Origin of the sequence: Chryseobacterium cucumeris (genome assembly GCF_016775705.1) — a bacterium.
In the GTDB taxonomy this organism is placed as follows: Bacteria; Bacteroidota; Bacteroidia; order Flavobacteriales; family Weeksellaceae; genus Chryseobacterium; species Chryseobacterium cupriresistens.
This window is the reverse complement of the sequence record NZ_CP068760.1, coordinates 4,055,986-4,074,893: the sequence shown is the minus strand read 5'-3', so window position 1 is coordinate 4,074,893 and position 18,908 is coordinate 4,055,986. Positions and strand designations below refer to the sequence as shown.

At 36.4% G+C, this 18,908-nt stretch carries 18 protein-coding genes; 6 read left to right on the top strand and 12 right to left on the bottom strand.

Annotation, left to right across the window (positions count from 1 at the left end; genetic code table 11):
- The first annotated feature begins 942 nt into the window (after nt 1-942).
- From JNG87_RS18160 to JNG87_RS18135, 6 genes are all read left to right on the top strand, one after another.
- Nucleotides 943-1,764, top strand: coding sequence for an alpha/beta fold hydrolase (locus tag JNG87_RS18160; protein WP_076594815.1), 822 nt, complete (start codon nt 943-945; stop codon nt 1,762-1,764).
- Between the two features lie 230 nt (nt 1,765-1,994).
- Nucleotides 1,995-2,192 carry a 50S ribosomal protein L35 gene (gene rpmI, locus JNG87_RS18155; protein WP_034694453.1) on the top strand — a complete coding sequence of 66 codons (198 nt, stop codon included), beginning with the start codon at nt 1,995-1,997 and terminating at the stop codon, nt 2,190-2,192.
- A gap of 117 nt (nt 2,193-2,309) precedes the next feature.
- A complete protein-coding gene (gene rplT, locus JNG87_RS18150; protein ID WP_002979659.1) occupies nt 2,310-2,654 on the top strand; it encodes a 50S ribosomal protein L20 in 345 nt (114 codons plus the stop codon).
- Nucleotides 2,655-3,005: 351 nt separating this feature from the next.
- A complete protein-coding gene (locus JNG87_RS18145) occupies nt 3,006-4,187 on the top strand; it encodes a M28 family peptidase (RefSeq protein ID WP_202840150.1) in 1,182 nt (393 codons plus the stop codon).
- A 58-nt stretch (nt 4,188-4,245) separates the two neighbouring features.
- Entirely contained in the window at nt 4,246-5,421 is a 1,176-nt protein-coding gene (locus JNG87_RS18140; RefSeq protein WP_202840148.1) for a M28 family peptidase, read from the top strand.
- A gap of 194 nt (nt 5,422-5,615) precedes the next feature.
- Nucleotides 5,616-6,785: a M28 family peptidase gene (locus JNG87_RS18135; RefSeq protein ID WP_202840146.1), complete on the top strand. Its 1,170-nt coding sequence runs from the start codon at nt 5,616-5,618 to the stop codon at nt 6,783-6,785.
- Between the two features lie 88 nt (nt 6,786-6,873).
- On the opposite strand, the gene JNG87_RS18130 is transcribed toward JNG87_RS18135, so the two are convergent.
- The 12 genes from JNG87_RS18130 to JNG87_RS18075 form a co-directional block, all read right to left on the bottom strand.
- Nucleotides 6,874-8,238 carry a S41 family peptidase gene (locus JNG87_RS18130; RefSeq protein WP_202840144.1) on the bottom strand — a complete coding sequence of 455 codons (1,365 nt, stop codon included), beginning with the start codon at nt 8,236-8,238 and terminating at the stop codon, nt 6,874-6,876.
- Between the two features lie 63 nt (nt 8,239-8,301).
- Entirely contained in the window at nt 8,302-8,889 is a 588-nt protein-coding gene (gene hisIE / locus JNG87_RS18125) for a bifunctional phosphoribosyl-AMP cyclohydrolase/phosphoribosyl-ATP diphosphatase HisIE (protein ID WP_202840142.1), read from the bottom strand.
- Nucleotides 8,886-9,638, bottom strand: coding sequence for an imidazole glycerol phosphate synthase subunit HisF (gene hisF / locus JNG87_RS18120; RefSeq protein ID WP_202840140.1), 753 nt, complete (start codon nt 9,636-9,638; stop codon nt 8,886-8,888). The genes hisIE and hisF overlap by 4 nt, the downstream gene beginning before the upstream one ends.
- Nucleotides 9,631-10,353: a 1-(5-phosphoribosyl)-5-[(5-phosphoribosylamino)methylideneamino]imidazole-4-carboxamide isomerase gene (gene hisA, locus JNG87_RS18115; protein ID WP_137904062.1), complete on the bottom strand. Its 723-nt coding sequence runs from the start codon at nt 10,351-10,353 to the stop codon at nt 9,631-9,633. The genes hisF and hisA overlap by 8 nt, the downstream gene beginning before the upstream one ends.
- Nucleotides 10,354-10,355: 2 nt before the next feature.
- Nucleotides 10,356-10,934, bottom strand: a complete 579-nt coding sequence (gene hisH / locus JNG87_RS18110) for an imidazole glycerol phosphate synthase subunit HisH (RefSeq protein WP_110008807.1) — start codon at nt 10,932-10,934, stop codon at nt 10,356-10,358.
- 2 nt (nt 10,935-10,936) lie between these two features.
- Nucleotides 10,937-12,031: a bifunctional histidinol-phosphatase/imidazoleglycerol-phosphate dehydratase HisB gene (gene hisB, locus JNG87_RS18105; RefSeq protein WP_202840138.1), complete on the bottom strand. Its 1,095-nt coding sequence runs from the start codon at nt 12,029-12,031 to the stop codon at nt 10,937-10,939.
- Nucleotides 12,032-12,033: 2 nt separating this feature from the next.
- A complete protein-coding gene (gene hisC / locus JNG87_RS18100; RefSeq protein WP_202840136.1) occupies nt 12,034-13,059 on the bottom strand; it encodes a histidinol-phosphate transaminase in 1,026 nt (341 codons plus the stop codon).
- 453 nt (nt 13,060-13,512) lie between these two features.
- Entirely contained in the window at nt 13,513-14,787 is a 1,275-nt protein-coding gene (gene hisD / locus JNG87_RS18095; protein WP_202840134.1) for a histidinol dehydrogenase, read from the bottom strand.
- Between the two features lie 212 nt (nt 14,788-14,999).
- On the bottom strand, nt 15,000-15,857 hold the full coding sequence (hisG, locus tag JNG87_RS18090; RefSeq protein ID WP_202840133.1) for an ATP phosphoribosyltransferase: 858 nt from the start codon (nt 15,855-15,857) through the stop codon (nt 15,000-15,002).
- Nucleotides 15,858-16,102: 245 nt separating this feature from the next.
- Nucleotides 16,103-17,200 (bottom strand): glycosyltransferase family 4 protein, encoded by a 1,098-nt coding sequence (locus tag JNG87_RS18085; protein WP_202840132.1) that lies wholly within the window; start codon nt 17,198-17,200, stop codon nt 16,103-16,105.
- Nucleotides 17,197-17,973: a polysaccharide deacetylase family protein gene (locus JNG87_RS18080; RefSeq protein WP_202840131.1), complete on the bottom strand. Its 777-nt coding sequence runs from the start codon at nt 17,971-17,973 to the stop codon at nt 17,197-17,199. The genes JNG87_RS18085 and JNG87_RS18080 overlap by 4 nt, the downstream gene beginning before the upstream one ends.
- 1 nt (nt 17,974) lies before the next feature.
- On the bottom strand, nt 17,975-18,904 hold the full coding sequence (locus JNG87_RS18075; protein WP_202840130.1) for a glycosyltransferase family 2 protein: 930 nt from the start codon (nt 18,902-18,904) through the stop codon (nt 17,975-17,977).
- Nucleotides 18,905-18,908 lie beyond the last annotated feature (4 nt).

The following is an 18,908-nucleotide window of genomic DNA, read 5'->3' as shown; positions in this document are numbered from 1 at the left end:
CACAGCATTCCCTGTTACCTAAGGTTGCCTCCCGAGTAGCTGCAAATTACAAATATACGCAGCAATATTACTTTTACAGCTTCTTCCTCACTCCATTGTATCTGGCTAGTGTTTTTACCCATAGTTTTTTAGTGTTTATTCGAAATAAGAATTTATCGTTGAATCGGGTGTGAAAAAGAAAGCTATAAAAGTTATAAATTATTGTTTATCCGGAGAGATTTAACCGTTTTATCTTTATTAGATTTTTAGGCCAAAGATAAAAATAGGGACGGTATAAAAACATCCCTGATATCAGTGGTTTTTAGTTTAGTCTGTTTCATAATATAATGCATCACATCTTCTTTATGGCCTGTAGGTTTCGGCCTGTTCAAACAGGATCATGTAACAATAAAATGCAGTTAAAACTACTCCAATAAGGCCGGAAATAAGAAATATAAGAAGGTAATACACCACTTTTTTATCTTTCTTTTGTATAAAATTGATAATGAAAGTAATCAGCGTGCACAGGAATCCTGCTCCAAAAAATATAATTAAGACAGCAAAAAATAAAGCTCTTTCCAGGTGTAGGTCTGCGGATGAAAGCATAACAGTTTAAATTTACAAGTTAACAATAAGTTCAGCAGGTTTGACTGAACATAGAAATGATCAAACCTGTCTGAATTGTATGTTTCATATTCATCGTCAATATTAGAGAGAACCGTCAAATACTGCAATCCCGATTATCAGGTATATTTTGTGCTGCCTTACTTTTTTGAGTGTTTTCTTCGTAACAAAAAGATTTTCAACCTATTTACTCTTTGAAGAGTATTACCTATACATTATTATTGTTAACAAATTTTTAAACAATTATTATCTTAGATCAAGATATTCTAAAGATTTTCTATCTACATTTGTGATATAAAAAATCAAACACACTATTTATTAATATTAAAAAAAGAAACAATGAGCACACTTACATTAAAGGACGGAACAGAAATTTATTACAAAGATTGGGGGAAAGGACAACCGGTTTTCTTTCACCACGGATGGCCATTATCGAGTGATGACTGGGATGCCCAAATGTTCTTCTTTCTGGAACAGGGTTATAGAGTAATTGCTCATGACAGAAGAGGCCACGGAAGATCCGAACAGACTCCTTACGGACATGATATGGATACTTATGCTTCTGATGTGGCAGAAATTGTTGAAGCGCTGGACTTAAAAGATGTGATTCATGTAGGACATTCTACAGGAGGCGGTGAAGTGATCCGCTATGTAGCAAAGCATGGTAACGGAAGAGTGGCAAAAGCTGTTCTGGTAAGTGCAGTAACTCCTATTATGGTTCAGAATGAGAATAACCCGAATGGAGTTCCTATTTCCGTTTTTGATGATATCCGAAACAATACGGCAAAACACAGACAGCAGTTTTTCATTGATATTACCTTCCCTTTTTATGGATACAACAGAGAAGGAGCCAAAGTTTCTGAAGGTATTCAGAGAAACTGGTGGAGACAGGGAATGAGCGGTTCTATCAAAGCACATTATGATTGTGTGAAAGCATTCTCTGAGACAGATTTCACCGAGGATCTTAAAAGCGTAGAAGTTCCGGTATTGGTAATGCATGGCGAAGATGATCAGATTGTACCTTTTGAAACCACAGGCAAGGTAGCTGCTACCCTTCTTAAAAACGGAAAACTGATTTCCTATCCTGGTTTTCCACACGGAATGCCAACTACAGAGGCTGAAACCATCAACAGAGATCTTCTGGAGTTTTTTAAATCATAATAAGAATAAGAACATCATTACGTTTTTATGAACGTATAGCACTGAAGGCAAATCCGTATTGATATGGGTTTGCCTTTATAATTCAACCCAAAAGACCTTCCTGTTGATATACATTAAAAATTCCTTTCGTGTATCACTTTTTTTTCGTAATTTTGCACACTATTATTCCTAATGTCTTTAGGAGTAGCCAAAACAGATATTGATAACAAAAACAATAAAAAAGCAAAACAATGCCAAAATTAAAAACGAAATCAGGTGCTAAGAAACGTTTTGCTCTTACCGGAACAGGTAAGATCAAAAGAAAAAACGCTTACAAAAGCCACATCTTAACTAAGAAAGAAACTAAGCAGAAGAGAAATCTTACGTCTACTTCTTACGTAGCTAAAGTGGATGAGAAAAGCGTTCAACGTCAATTAGCAATTAAGTAGTTTTTATAAATCTATATTCGGTTTATAAGAATTCAAACAAATTCACAATTTTAACCCTGAAACGGTGCAAATAAGAGCAATAACACTGCCGCCCTTTTCAAAAAAACAATTTAAATTATGCCAAGATCAGTAAATGCCGTAGCTTCAAGAGCTCGCAGAAAGAAAATTTTTAAGCACGCTAAAGGTTATTTCGGAAGAAGAAAGAACGTTTGGACTGTAGCTAAAAACGCGGTAGAAAAAGCAATGCAATATGCTTACCGTGGTAGAAAAGAGAAAAAGAGAAATTTCAGAGCACTTTGGATCACTCGTATCAACGCGGGAACCAGAGAGCACGGAATGTCTTACTCTCAATTTATGGGAGCTCTTAAAAAGAACAACATCGAACTTAACAGAAAAGTTTTAGCAGATTTAGCAATGAATCACCCTGAAGCTTTCAAAGCTGTTGTAGATCAAGTAAAATAATGTAGAATAGATTTTGTTATCAATATAAGTCCCGGGTTTTCCCGGGATTTTTTTGTTATATACTTTTCAATTTCTTATATGGTAAATTCCATTCTAATTGCCATATCAACAGTAAACTTTATGAGTTAGAATTCACAAAAGATGAATTTATCATTAAACATATTCAATAATAAAGAAAAATTTACCTAAATTTCATTTATTTAGCGAATTTTAATCTATCACAATAATAAATTTAATAAAAAGATAAATTATTATTGATAAATCAAACAAATAAGCGCTATTCTAGTTAATAATTAACAATAAATGATGATTTATTGCTATATTAGCAATCTCTAAAGAAAGTATCAAAAAATGAAAAAAGTTGCAGCTTTTTTGCTCACATCCATTGCACTGCAGAATATAAGTGCACAAAGTTTTATTCAAGCTTATAAGGACAGAGCAGATATGGTTACCCAAACCAATATTAGTACAAACCTTCAGGAATTTGCAGGTTTTGGAATTAAAAAAACTGGTACAACAGCCAATAACAATGCTTTTGACTGGCTTAAAAACAAATATCTGTCCTACGGATATACAGCAACTAACATGTCCGAAGATTCTTTTACTTACGGAAGCAGCACTTCAAAAAATTTAATTATTACCAAAACGGGAACAGTCTACCCTAACAAATATGTTATTATCTGCGGACATTATGATACAATTGTAGGCCCTGGAGTAAGTGACAATGGAAGCGGCACTTCCATTATTCTTGAAGCAGCAAGAATATTAAAAAATGTTCCCACGGAATATTCTATCAAGTTTATTCATTTTTCCGGGGAAGAACAGGGGCTTGTGGGAAGTAACCATTATGTAAATAATGTAGCTTATCAGAATGGCAGTCAGGTTCTGGATATAAAACTGGTTTTAAATATTGACCAGGTAGGTGGGCTTATTGGAAATAACAACAATACGATTACCTGCGAAAGAGATACTGGTGGGGTGTCTTCCAACAATGCAGCCTCTACTGCTGTAACACAGGAACTGATGAACTGTACTACCCTTTACTCACCTCTTCAGACGAATCTTTCTTACGCTTACAGCTCAGATTATATGCCTTTTGAAGCAAAAGGATATACCATTACCGGGTTTTATGAAACCATCCAAAGTAATAATGAGCATACCGTAAGTGATACTTTTGCCAATCTGGATCCCGTCTATGTTTTCAACGTAGGAAAAGCAGCCGTGGGAGCTTTGCAGCATTTTGCTGTTGCCTCTACATCCAGTAACCTGTTAAGTACCAACGAAAGCTCTGTGCAAAAATCAGGTGAAGCCATCAGGATCTATCCTAATCCAGCTAAAGATCTTGTGACTGTGGAATTTCAGGAGAAAGTAAAACACTTCAAAGTTGAAGTCAATGACATGGCAGGAAATAATGTTTTAAACCTTGAAAATCAGGAAAAAATAAATATATCAGGGCTAACAAACGGGATTTATACTTTTACTGTTACAACCGATAAGGGAAATACCACAAAAAAAATTATCATTAATCAATAATGTCTGACGAATATTCCGCATCTGTTGCATTCAGGATATTCAGCATTACTCTCATACAATGAAAAAAATCGCTGCTTTTTTATTCGCTTCTGTTGCTATGCAAAGTATTGGAGCTCAAAGTTTCATTCAGGCTTATCAGGACAGGGCGGATATGGTAAATCAAACCAATATTACCACTTACCTTCAGGAATTTGCTAATCTAGGGGTGAAAACCACGGGTTCACCAGCTAATGCCAATGCGCTGACATGGCTCAAAAACAAGTATCTTTCTTACGGATATACAGCCAGCCAAATAACAGAAGATCCTTTCACTGCAGGAAGTTATAATTCTAAAAACCTGGTTATTACCAAAACAGGTACGGTATATCCCAATAAATATGTAATCATCTGCGGACATTTCGACAGTATTACCGGCTTAGGAATCAATGATAACGGAAGCGGCACTTCTATTATTCTTGAAGCAGCAAGGATTCTGAAAGATGTTCCGACTGAATATTCTATAAAATTCATTCATTTTTCAGGGGAAGAGCAAGGACTTCTGGGAAGTAAACATTATGTAAACAATGTAGCGTATCAGAGCGGTGTTCGTATTTTAGATATTAAACTTGTTTTTAATCTGGATCAGGTAGGTGGTGTTATGGGAAATAACAACAATACCGTTTACTGTGATGAGGATCAGGGCGGACTTTCTTCCAATAATGCCGCTTCGGCTGCTGTAACTCAGGAACTGAGAAACTGTACAGCGCTCTACTCTCCTCTTCTGACTGCCGTAGATCCGGCTGCTGATACAGATTATATTCCTTTTGAACAAAAAGGTGAAGTGATCACAGGCTTTTTTGAAAGAATAAGAAGTACCTATCCACATACAGTGAATGATACTTTTGCCAACACTGATCCTGTTTATATTTACAAGATAGGAAAAGCTTCTGTGGGAGCATTGCAGCATTTCGCCGTTGCCACCGGTACGTTGGGAACGAATGAAACCATCGGAAAAAATACGTTGGAAAGTGTGAAAATCTATCCAAATCCAGCCAAAGATGTTATCAATATTGAACTTCCGGACTCCGGAATTAAAAATTTCACTTTTGAAATAACAGATTTTCAGGGGCGTTCCATTTTCAGGAGAAACAATGAAACAAGTATTAATGCTTCAGGCCTGGAAAACGGAGCTTATATCGGAATTTTAAAAATTGGAGATCAAAAGGTTGTCAGAAAAGTGATGATTGAAAGATAAACCAGTATACAATACGAAAAAAAGACTTTTGAAGCTATTCAAAGGTCTTTTTTTTGCCAGAACTGCATTATACTATTCATAAGGCAATTACGATAATTAATATGATATTCATAATAAATATTATTTTATTTTAACACATTAAACACTTCGTTGTGATTTATTTACTACATTCGTGTCACCAAATAATATTATATATGAAAAAATTCACAACACTTTTATGCTCAGCATTGATGATGCAGAGTATTGCGGCTCAAACTTTTATTCAGGCTTACAAAGACAGAGCAGATATGGTTACCCAAACCAATATCACCACCAATCTTCAGGAGTTTAGTAATTTAGGGGTAAAAACAACAGGTTCAGTAGCGAATACCAATACATTGAACTGGATCAAAAACAAGTATCTTTCTTACGGTTATACGGCCAGCCAGATAGAAGAAAGTCCTTTTACCTTTGGAAGCACCAGTTCGAAAAATTTAATTATTACCAAAACCGGAACGCTTTATCCTAACAAATATGTTATTATCTGCGGACATTTCGATACCATTTATGGCCCGGGAGTGAATGATAATGGCAGCGGAACTTCAATTATACTGGAAGCCGCAAGAATTCTGAGAAATGTTCCTACTGAATATTCTATAAAGTTCATTCATTTTTCCGGGGAAGAACAAGGGCTAAAAGGAAGCAGCCATTATGTGAATAATGTAGTATATCAGGGAGGTGTCCGCAAATTGGATATCAAACTGGTTTTCAATCTGGATCAGGTAGGCGGCGTGAAAGGAAATAATAATACCACCGTATATTGTGATGAAGATCAGGGAGGAGTATCCAGTAATAATGCAGCTTCTGCAGCTGTCACACAACAACTGAGAAATTGTACTGCACTCTACTCACCTCTTCTGACTGCCGTAGATCCGGCAGCTGATACGGATTATATTCCTTTCGAACAGAAAGGTGAAGTGATTACCGGATTTTTTGAAAGGATAAGAAGCACTTATCCTCACAGTTCTAAGGATACTTTCACCAATATGGATCCTGTTTACGTATACAAGATCGGAAAAGCAACCGTGGGTGCCCTACAGCATTTTGCAGCAGCATCAACTACCATGAGCAGACCCGCATCAAAAAATTCACTGGAAGCTGTAAAGATCTATCCTAATCCAGCCAATAATCTAATTAATATTGACTTACCGGATTTTAAGGGAATGGATTTCAGTTTTGAAATCAGCAATTCTTTGGGAAGGTCACTTTTAAAAGTCAATAACGAAAGAAAGGTTAATGTTTCATCCCTTCAGAACGGAATCTATGTTGGAGTTTTGAAAGTGGGTGAAGAAACCCTTGTTAAGAATATTATGATTGAAAGATAAGAAATCAATTCATTGATAATAAAAAACAGCAGGGTTATTCTATTCCTGCTGTTTTGTTTTTATGCATTAAATACAACCACATAGAATTTTAAAGTTCTTCAACAATCTGTTCTCTTGTTTTGTTATTTAAATCAATACCTTTTATAGGGATAAGCTTGTTAGGTAATATATTTCCTGCCGGCCTGATCCATTCTTTAACCCCAAAAAGGAAATCAAGTTTGGTGTTGGGAGTCTGAAAACTAATCAATTCACCAAAATGATTGGGATGTCCTCTTTCAGGTGCTTCACCTACTACTTCTGCCAATTTGTTATCCAAAACCATGACGCTGAACATCATAGCACTGGAAAATGTATTTTTCCCAACAATGATATAAGTCTTCCCATGGAATCGCAACGGATTTTCATCCGCTGTTACAGAACGAGAACGGATCGGATAGTAATCACCATCTTTTATTTTGCTATATTCTGCAGATTCTTTATTGTTTGCTTTTAAATAATCAGCGTATTCTTTACTTTTTTTAAATTTTCCCTGATAAGTATAATACGTTTTATCTGAAAAATAGTTAATAAGCAAATTTCCAACCGCAGAATTTCCTCCGGAATTGTTGTGAACATCAATGACTAAATTTTTAGCATTGTCTTTTTTGATCTGACTGAAAATACTGTCCAATTTTGTTTTCCATTCTTCCAGAGTGAATGTATTTCTGTCATCAAAAGTATTGACTGTCAAATAAGCATAATCCTTTATTTTTTTATAATCAAGAGGTTTAAGATCTTCTTTTTTCTTAGGCTGAGACTTTGAAGCATTGGCTTTCAGCTGTTCCAGAGAAATACTTTTAACCACTGTTTGCAGACCGCTTTTAAACTTCAGGTTGTAGTCATCTGTGATAAAGTAACAGTACTTATTAATCATTATCCAAAACCGATCAACGGCTATGGGTATTCGTTCTTCTTTAGCGCCCGGAATAGTCTGGGCACAGGTCTCCAGGACTTCATGAATTGGTATATTATTCAGCGAAATCACTTCGTCACCAATAGTAGGTTTACTGTCTGAATAGTTTTCCGTAAGAAGCATTTTGCCATTTTCATATTTGAATTTCAACGGTAAAACTTTCATGCTTTTTCTAATGCTGTCTGTAACACAAAAGTCAGACATTGAGCTATGTTCGTCGTTCAATGTGACAATCAAAGGCTTTGCTAGGTAATAAAAATCCTTCTGCGTCATGCCATCTTTCAGAGAATTACGGATATCTGTATATTTTTTTTCAAATTCTGATTTTGAAATTTCTGTATAGGGATTGACGTGTGCATTGGTTATTTTTGCCTTAATAAAGTCTACATCCTGCTCCAGCTGCTGCTTAGTAAATTTCTGAGAATAAAGTTCGTTACAGTTTTTCTGGGCAAAAGCAGATTGAACAAACAAAACTGCAAGTAAGGTTAATTTTAATTTCATAGATATTCGTTTCCGAAGGATTAGTGGCTTGATATTTACTTTTGTTACAGTTGAGAAAGTTGTTTATTTATTCCTGCTTTTAAGAATCTCTTCAATCTCCTCCATTGAAAATCCTTTGGCTTTCAATAAAATTAAAAAGTGATACAGCAGATCTGCAGCTTCGTTTTTAAAGAGATCATCATTATTGTCTTTTGCTTCTATAACCAATTCTACGGCTTCCTCTCCTACTTTTTGAGCCATTTTATTGATTCCTCTCTGATATAATGAGTAAGTATATGAGTCTTCAGCCTTCGTATCTATTCTCTGAGAGATTTTTTCTTCCAGTTCATACAGAAATCCTTTAGTATTCTTTTCCCCGAAACAACTAAAACTGCCTGTATGACAAACCACATTTTTCGGAACAGCTTTAATTAAAATGGAATCCTGATCACAGTCGATGTCAATACTTTTTACCATTAAAAAATTACCCGATTCCTCACCTTTTGTCCACAGTCTGTTTTTGGAACGGCTGAAAAAAGTAACAATTCCTTCTGCCTGTGTTTTTTCAAAAGCTTCCTCGTTCATGTAGCCCAGCATCAAAACCTGCAATGTTCTGTTGTCCTGAATAACCACAGGTACAAGGCCATTATCTTTATTAAAATCTATTTTCATCGTACTTCAATTTTTTGAGTTTTTAACTGTTGTTTCAAATCCTGAATTCCTATTTCATTAAAGTGGAAAATACTGGCTGCCAAGCCTCCTGTAGCTTTTGTTTCATTAAATACTTTAACAAAATCATCAATGGTACCAGCGCCTCCGGAAGCAATCACCGGAATGCTTATATTTTCTGAAACCAGCTTTGTAATCCTAATATCAAAACCGTTTTTTGTACCATCACCATCCATGGAAGTCAGCAATATTTCACCTGCTCCTAATGCTGCTGCTTCTTGAGCCCATTCCATCGTTAAAAGTGCTGTGGCTTCTCTTCCTCCTTTGATATGAACCAGATCTTTATCTCCCACCAGTCTTGTATCAATGGCTACCACAACGCATTGGCTTCCGAATTCTTGGGCCAGATCAGAAATAAGACCCGGATTTTTTACGGCTGAAGAATTAATGCTGATCTTGTCTGCTCCTGCCTCCAAAAGCTTTCTCACATCCTCTACAGACGAAATTCCGCCTCCTACTGTAAAAGGAATACTTAATTCTTTCGCGATATCTTTTACCAGCTCCACAAATGTTTTTCTATCTTCAATGGTCGCTGTAATATCCAGAAAAACAAGCTCATCAGCTCCTTCCTGCTCATATTTTTTGGCAAGTTCTACCGGATCTCCGGCACTTTTTAGATCTTCAAAGTTAACACCTTTTACAGTCGCTCCATCCTTAATATCCAGACATGGGATAATTCTTTTCTTAAGCATTTTCAATAAAATTTTGAAGTTGTTGTAAACTTATTTTTCCCTCATAAATTGCTTTTCCAATGATTGTTCCCGCACAGCCGATATCCTTCATCTTATAGACATCAGCAATACCTGAAATACCGCCGCTTGCTACCAGCTGAACAGATGTTTTATATAAAATCTCAATATAGAGCCCTGTTGAGGGGCCTTCCAGCATCCCATCTTTTGCAATATCAGTACAAATAGCGGTCTGTATTCCTTTTTCCTGATACTGAAGGATAAAATCAATGATATCATGAGCGCTTTCTTCCAGCCATCCGGATGTTTTAATCTTTCTGTTTTCACAGTCTGCACCCAAAATGATCTTCTCCGCTCCATATTTTTCAATCATTCCAAAACAAAATTCAGGATCCTGAACGGCAATACTTCCTAAAGTGATCTGTTTTGCACCGGAATTAAAAGCGGTTTCAATATCTTCCTGAGTTTTTAGCCCTCCTCCAAAGTCGATATGCAGCGAAGTAGAACGGGCAATATTTTCCAGAACTTTCTGGTTGACAATATGCTTTGATTTCGCCCCATCAAGATCCACCAAATGAAGGTATTGAATCCCAAAGCTTTCAAACTCTTTTGCCACTTCTACAGGATCTTCATTGTATATTTTCTTTGTATTGTAATCTCCTTTTGACAAACGGACACATTTCCCGTCGATAATATCAATAGCCGGAATTATTTTCATGATTATAAATTTATAAAGTTCTTAACAATCTGATTTCCCACTATTCCCGATTTTTCCGGGTGAAACTGTACTGCATAGAAATTGTCTTTCTGCAATGAAGCACTGAATGGCAGGATATAATCACAAACCGATGTTGTATAGTCTGACAGTTCACAATAATAGCTGTGAACGAAATACACATCACTACTCTTTTCAATTCCTGAAAACAGTGGCGAAGTCTGCCCGGAAACGGTATTCCAGCCCATATGAGGAACAATATCCTTTGCCGGAAACTTTCTGACATTGATATCAAAAATCCCCATTCCTTCAGTATCTCCTTCTTCATTTTCCCCGCACATCAGCTGCATACCCAGGCATATTCCTAAAACCGGCTGTGTAAGACCAGGAATCAACAGATCAAGCTCTTTTTCTTTCAGCAGTTTCATGGTTGATGAAGCTTCTCCCACGCCCGGAAAGATCACTTTGTCAGCTTTTAAAATCTGTTCGGGATCATCGGTGACCACGGAATCAACATTCAGTCTATTGAGGGCATTCTGAACGGAATTTACGTTTCCTCCGTTGTATTTTATTATGGCGATCATATTTATAAACTTCCTTTTGTAGAAGGCAGACTGTAATTAGTATCTGATTGATTCACTGCCATTTTAACAGCCTTTGCAAAGGCTTTAAAGATGGATTCAATTTTGTGGTGTTCGTTATCCCCTTCTGCTTTGATGTTCAGATTCGATTTTGAAGCATCTGTAAATGATTTAAAAAAGTGAAAAAACATTTCCGTAGGTACATCTCCTATTTTTTCTCTTTTAAATTCTGCATCCCAAACCAGCCATGATCTTCCTCCGAAATCGATAGCCACCTGAGAAAGACAGTCATCCATCGGAAGCAGGAAACCATATCGCTCAATACCTTTTTTCTTTCCTAAGGCTTTTAAAATAGCTTCTCCCAGCACAATTCCAGTATCTTCTATCGTGTGGTGTTCATCTACGGCAAGATCACCGTTCACTTTAATCGTAAGATCCATATTTCCGTGTCTGGCAATCTGGTCCAGCATGTGATCAAAAAATTTAAGCCCGGTTGAAATATCTGATTTTCCGTTTCCATCAAGATTGACCGTAATTTCTATATCTGTTTCATTGGTTTTTCTGGATACTTTAGCCTTTCTCATTCCTGATTTTAAGAACTGATAGATCTCCGACCATTTTAAAGTAGATAGCTCCGCTTCGCTATTTAAGTTTTTGTTAAGGTAAATAGCTTTAGTACCAAGATTTTTAGCAAGTTGAACATCAGTACTTCGATCACCAATTACATAGGAATTTTCAAGGTCGTAATTCCCATAAATATATTTTCCGAGCATTCCAACTCCGGGTTTTCTGGTGGGAAGATTTTCGGATTCAAAGCTTCTGTCAATCAAAATATCACTAAAAATGATCCCTTCATTTTCAAATGCCTGCAACATTTTCTCATGAGGTTTTATGAAATCGTCTTCAGGGAAACTCTCAGTTCCCAATCCATCCTGATTGGTCACCATCACCAATTCATAATCTAATTCATTGACGATTTTTGCTAAGTTTTGAAAAACTCCCGGATAAAACTCAAGCTTTTCCAGAGAATCTACCTGAAAATCTGTAGGCGGTTCGATAATAAGCGTTCCGTCGCGGTCTATAAAGAGTACTTTTTTCATTGTTAGATACTTTTTAAAAGATTAATTAATTTTTCATTTTCGGCACGGTTTCCCACATTAATCCTGATACATCCCGGAATGGCCGGATCTCTTCTGCTGGTTAAAACTTCCTCTTCCAGCATTTTTGCATAGACATTATCAACATTTTCCATTCTGATCAGAAAGAAATTGGCATCTGTTGAAAAGACTTCTGAAATACATTGAATTCCTTCAAACTGCTGTTTCAGCCATGTTCTTTCTTCCAGAATACGACTTACGTTCTCCTGAAGTCTGTTTTCTTCCGCCAGAGTCTTTAAAATCAATTCCTGGCTCAAAACATTCACATTATAAGGTGCTTTTACCGTATTAATAAGACTGATAATTTCTTCAGATGCATATGCCATACCTACTCTTGCTCCGGCAATTCCCCATGCTTTAGAGAAGGTTTGCAGCACAATCAGGTTAGAATATTTTTCCAACAACTCAAGACTTGATTTTTTACCAGAGAATTCGATATACGCTTCATCTACCACTACAATTCCGCTGAAATTCTGAATATAAAATTCAATATCATCCACACTGTTTCCCGTAGGATTATTGGGCGAGCATAAAAAGAAAATCTTCAGTGAAGGATCTTCTGCTGTTTTTAAAAAATCATTTTTAACGATTTCAAAGTTTTCATCCAGATCCAGTCTCAGAATTTTATTTTCATTGATTGCTGCATAGAAACCGTACATCGCAAAGGACGGATTCATCATCAGAATGGCATCTTTTTTAGGCTCGCAAAAAATTTTAATGATAAGATCTATCAGCTCATCACTTCCGTTTCCTATGGCGATCTGTGAAGGTGCAACTTTTTTAATCCCTGCAAGCTTTCTTTTAAGCTTTTTCTGGGTAGAATCAGGGTAACGGTTGCATTCTCCAAAAGGGCTTTCATTCGCATCCAGCATTACCGGAGCATTAAATTCATTGTGATCCCTGAAACTGATGTATGGCTGTAATTGTAATATATTTTCTCTTACGAGTGTTTTGATACTGTTGTTTTTCATTGTATTGACTTTCTTTATAAAAAAATTAATATAAAATCGTTTTTAAACCATTAAGCTGAATTAAGTTATTAAGAATAATGAAGAAGATATCTTCCGGTCTTTATTAAACATTGAGCTAAATTCAAATGTATTTGAATCTTAATTTTACTTAAAAGTTTCATTTTTCTTAATGGTTTAAATTCTTTTTTGGGTAAACGCAAGGGCGCAAAGTTTTTTAATCTTTATGTTTCTTCAAGGCGCAAGAAAATCAAAGATTTTCAGCAAGTGATGTGTCATTATTTTTTTCCACAGATTTCATAAATTTCACAGATTTTTATATTTGTCTTCTTCATTTGGAGAATCTGTGAGAGATCAAAATATTTGGCATTCAATTTTATCGGAGATAAAATCCTTTCGTCTTAAAAAGGGTTTTCATTATAATTCTCTTGCGTCTTTGCGTTTTCCAACAATTTATTATTTCAATCTTATCGAAACTGCATTTTTGTGAGCAAACAAACCTTCTGCTTCAGCCATGAGCTCTATGGTTTTTCCCAAATTTTGAAGTCCTTCTCTGGAAAGTTGCTGAAATGTTATTTTCTTCACAAAACTATCCAGGGATACGCCACTGTAATTCTTTGCATAACCATTGGTAGGAAGCGTGTGATTGGTTCCGCTGGCATAGTCTCCGGCACTTTCACAGGAGTAATTTCCGAGGAAAACCGAACCTGCATTCTGAACCTCCGGTATATATTTTTCAAAATCATTGATGGCCAGAATAAGGTGTTCAGGAGCATAAAGATTGCTGAACTCAAGAGCTTCTTTCAGGGTATTGATCAAAATGAAAGAACTGTTTTCCAAGGCTTGGGCCGCAAATTCATTTCTTGGTAATTCTTTGATTTGCTGCTCAACAGCACTTATTGTTTCATTAAAAACTTTAAGATCTGTAGTGATAAAAACTACCTGACTGTCGCTTCCATGTTCTGCCTGTGAAAGAAGATCTGCAGCACAGAATTCAGGAACAGCCTGTTCATCTGCAATCACAAGAACTTCACTTGGTCCGGCAGGCATATCAATAGCTACTCCATACCGTTGTGCATATTCTTTAGCCGCTACAACAAACTGGTTTCCAGGACCGAAGATCTTATTGACAGCCGGAATACTCTCTGTTCCAAAAGTCATCGCTGCAACAGCCTGCGCCCCACCTGTTTTAAAGATTTCTGAAACACCGCAAAGCTTTGCTGCATACAGGATCGCAGGATTAATATTCCCATCTTGATCCGGCGGCGTACAAAGAACTATTTCTTTACATCCGGCAAGATTGGCAGGAACTGCAAGCATCAAAACAGTAGAAAATAAAGGTGCTGTTCCTCCCGGAATATAAATCCCGACTCTTTCTACCGCACGGTTTTCACGCCAGCAAACCACTCCTTTTGTTGTTTCAATTTTTTGAATCTCCTGTTTCTGAGAGGCGTGAAATGTTGAAATATTCTCCTTCGCCTGTTGAATGGCTTGCTTTAATTCATCTTGAATCTGATTTTCTGCTTCCTTGATCTCAATTTCAGAAACTTTTAAGATTGAGGTTTCTGCTTTATCAAACTTTTTGTTGAATTCTATTAAAGCTTTATCACCATTTTTTTCAACTTCTGCAAATATTTCTGTGATCAGACCTGAAATTTCTTTCTGTTCCAAAACAGGGCGTTTTACTAAGTCTTTCCAGCTGTCTTTTGTGGGATATCTATATATTTTCATTGTATTATTTTTAATTGTTTTTTACGCAAAGGCGCAAAGTTTTTAATTCCTATATCTTTTTAAGGCGCAAGAAAATCTTAGATTTTCAGCAAGTATGTGAGTATTAAACAGTATTCAATTTTATCGCAGATAAAATCTTTGCGTCTTAAAACAGTCTTAATTTTTATTCTATTGCGTCTTTGCATCGGCCAACATTAACCATTCTTATTTTTTTAAATAACCATTTTATCAATTGGAATGATTAAGATATCCTGAGCACCATTTTCTTTCAGTTCATCAATCACTTCCCAGAAACGCTCTTCATCAATCACAGAATGAATACTGCTCCAGCCTTCTTCTGCAAGCGGGATCACCGTAGGACTCTTTAAAACAGGAAGAACATCAGCTACTTTCCGGATTTTTTCGTTGGGAACATTCATCAGAATGTATTTTGAATTTTTTGCTTTTAAAACTGCTTTGATTCTGAATACAAATTTTTCAAGAATGGCTTCTTTTTCAGCTGATAATTGAGGCGTTTGAGCCAAAACTGCCTCCGATTTCAGCAAAGTGACTGTTTCTCTTAATCCGTTTTTAAATAGAGTACTTCCGGAACTCACAATATCACATATTCCGTCCGCCAGACCGATATTAGGAGCTATTTCTACAGAACCCGAAATGACGTGAATGTCTGATACAATTCCCTGGTTTTCTAAAAAGTTTTTGAGGGTGTTAGGATAAGAGGTCGCAATTTTTTTACCCTGAAAATAAGAGAGCTCATCAGTTTCTATTTCTTTGGGAACAGCCAGTGAAACACGGCATTTTGAAAAACCAAGCTTCTGGATAGTTTTGATGTTTTTACCTTTTTCAACCAGAAGATTTTCGCCAAGAATGGCCACATCCACCACCCCGTCTTCGAGGTATTGCGGGATGTCTGAGTTCCGGAGATACATGATTTCCATCGGAAAGTTATCTACTGAAACTTTGAGCTGGTCTTTACCGTTGTTGACGAAGATTCCGCAGTCTTTGAGAAGCTGAAGAGATTCTTCGTACAGCCGGCCGCTTTTTTGGATTGCAATTTTTAATTTACTCATTTTGCCTTTTTGGGTCCGAGCAAATAAAAACTGATCTGTTGAAATTTCTGAGGAGAATTCAGGAAACAAAAAAACCGTCTATTTACTCAGACGGTTTTAATTATTTTTGATTTTAGCACATACTTATATCAATCAATTCCGTCTAGCAGAGATGATGATGATAATGATGTAATGCTAAAAATATTGGTTTCATTGTTTGAATTATGATGCAAATGTAGGATTTATTTTTAAAATGCAAAGTTTTTTCAGAGAATTTTTTGATAAAAATTTATCAGCTCCTTTGCAATGGGTTCGTCATTAAACTTCTGAACAAACTCGAAACCCTTTTCTTCACGGCGTTTTCTCTCGGATTCATTTTCCCAGAGAAATTTAAGTTTGGCGCGAATATCGAGATCATTGTCCGGATTGATGTACACAGAGTCTTTTCCTCCCGCTTCCGGCAGACAGCTGGTATTGCTAGTAACGACAACAGTTTTCGAGAAAAGTGCCTCAATGACAGGGATTCCAAAGCCTTCAAAGAAGCTAGGATAAACAAAAATATCTGCCAGTTTATAGAGACAGGCCAGCTCATCCATAGAAACGCCTTCAAGGAAAAGCACCTGTTTTTCCATTTTGTTTCTTTTCAGAAAGCGTTCTATTTTCTGATAGTATCCGGTTTTTCGTCCCACCACAACCAATGGAATTTCTGTACCGTTGATCGCTTTTACAACATTCAGAAGATTTTTGCGGTCTTCGATGGTTCCAACATTCAGTACAAACCTTTCGGGAAGCTTAAATTTCTCTTTGACAGCTTTCATCAATTCCGGAGACTGCTGTTCTTTAAAAGCATGATGACAGCCCTGATAAATGACTTCAATTTTAGTTTCAGAAACTTTTAAATACTGAATAATATCTCTTTTGGTCTGTTCCGAAATCGCAATGATTTTATCAGCGGTATCAACTGCTTTTTTGAATTTCCAGAAATGGATTTTCCTGTCAAAAAAAGAATAATACTGCGGATATCTTACGAAGATCAGATCATGAATGGTAACGACCTTTTTTATAGGTTTTGAATCCCATTTTAAAGGAAGTTCACCCGATAATCCATGGAAAATATCTGAGTCCTGCTTCTGGGCATCTTTACCCATTTTCAGCTGACGTGAAAAGTTTCCTTTTGAGGTTTCAATAAAGTGAACATTCGGGCGTTCCAGAATATCTTTCCCTCTCTCGGACTTATTTTTGTTCAATAACAGATATTCATTCTCCGGTTCATATTCGGAAAGAATTCTTACAAGATCTCTCGAATAGTTTCCCAGGCCGGATGTATTGTGGAAAAACCGTTTGGCATCAAAGGCAATCTTCATCGTTGGATCTGTTTTTGAAATTCCTGAAATGTGCCAAATGTATGGCCTTTTTCTTTCAGCCAGCCTACAAACGAATCAAACCTTTCCACCATCTCTTTTCCTGAGTTTTTTACCGTAAATCCAGGAAGTTTAAAGGTATCATCTTTAATTTCTGCAAATTCCCAGGGATGGAAATAAATGTTCAGATATTGATCTTTTTTCAGACAATCCGAAGCCAGTTTTTTGTAGAAAAACAAAGGGAAATTGTGAAAGCTTAACCAAAACAAAGGAATCCTGAAGTTAGGAGAAACCGAAGCCGGCACCTGAGTCACATTTCCTTCTTTGAAATAGGTTCTGGATACTTTTAAATTATTATATCTTCCAGGCAAAAACGTAGGATTGATAGAAGAATTATAAGAATATCCTGCTCTTTCCACTTCTTTTTCGTCTACAGGCATCATTCTCGGCATTCTTAATCCGGTCACCTTTGTCGAAAATAACTCTTCCAGCCTTTCTCTTGATTCTTTCAGGTGCTTGTCTTCAAATTCTGAATGAAACCAGGTGTGAGAGGCCAGCTCATGACCTTCATGTAGCAACCTTTCAATAAGGTGCTTGCTGTTTTCTGCAAAAACTACCGTGGAAAAAAAGGTAGCTTTGGCATTATGTTTTTTAAGGATATTGAGGATTCTCTCCAATCCTGTCTGTGAAATTGAAATCTGCTTTTCAAAGGGAATTTCACCCTTATATTCTAATGGCATATCAAATTCTTCAATGTCAAAACTCAATAAAACCATTTTAAAAATTTTTGTTTTTAATAATATAATTAGGTCTGTCTTTCACCTGTTTAAATATTTTACCCAAATAAATTCCCATGATACCAAGGATAATCAGCTGAAGTCCTCCAAAGAAAACAATGGTCATAATCAAAGATGCCCAACCGGAAATCTCTGTTTTGGCAATAAATGAATGAATTACGTAGGCTCCATATCCGATTACTGAAAGCGCTGAGAATAAAAAGCCCAGATATGCTGCCAGATAAAGGGGTTTTACACTGAAAGCAGTGATTCCCGTAAAGGCAAAAGTAAACATTTTTTTAAGATTGTAACTGCTTTTCCCTGATAGTCTTTCTGCTGCAGTAAAATCGATTCCTGTTTGTTTGAAACCCATCCAGCTCGTTAATCCTCTAAGGAACAGATCGTCTTCATTAAAATTTCTCATCACTTCAACTGCACTGGCATCCAATAGTCTGAAATCTGAGCCGCCGCCTTTTGTTAAGTTAACATCTGAAAGGCTTGATAAAAGCTTGTAAAATAAGTCTGATGTTTTTCTTTTAAAAAAAGAAATCTCCTTAGGATACGTTCTAAAGGTAAAAACGACATCATAGCCTTCTTCCCATTTCTGAATCATTTCCGGAATAAGCGCCGGCGGATGCTGAAGATCTCCATCCATAGAAATGACTGCATTTCCGTGGGCATTGTCCATACCTGCCTTTACAGCCGGCTGGTGTCCGAAATTACGGGAAAATTCGATGAATTTCACTTCATCATACTGACTGGAAAGTTCTTCTAATTTTTGCTGGGTATTATCTCTGCTGCCATCATTGACAAATATGATTTCAAAGTCGTAATTTCTTAAGCCATCAAAAACTTCTTTAATTTTCTGATGAATCATTGCGACATTTCCTTCTTCGTTATAGGCGGGAATTACAATTGAAATTTTCTTCATATGT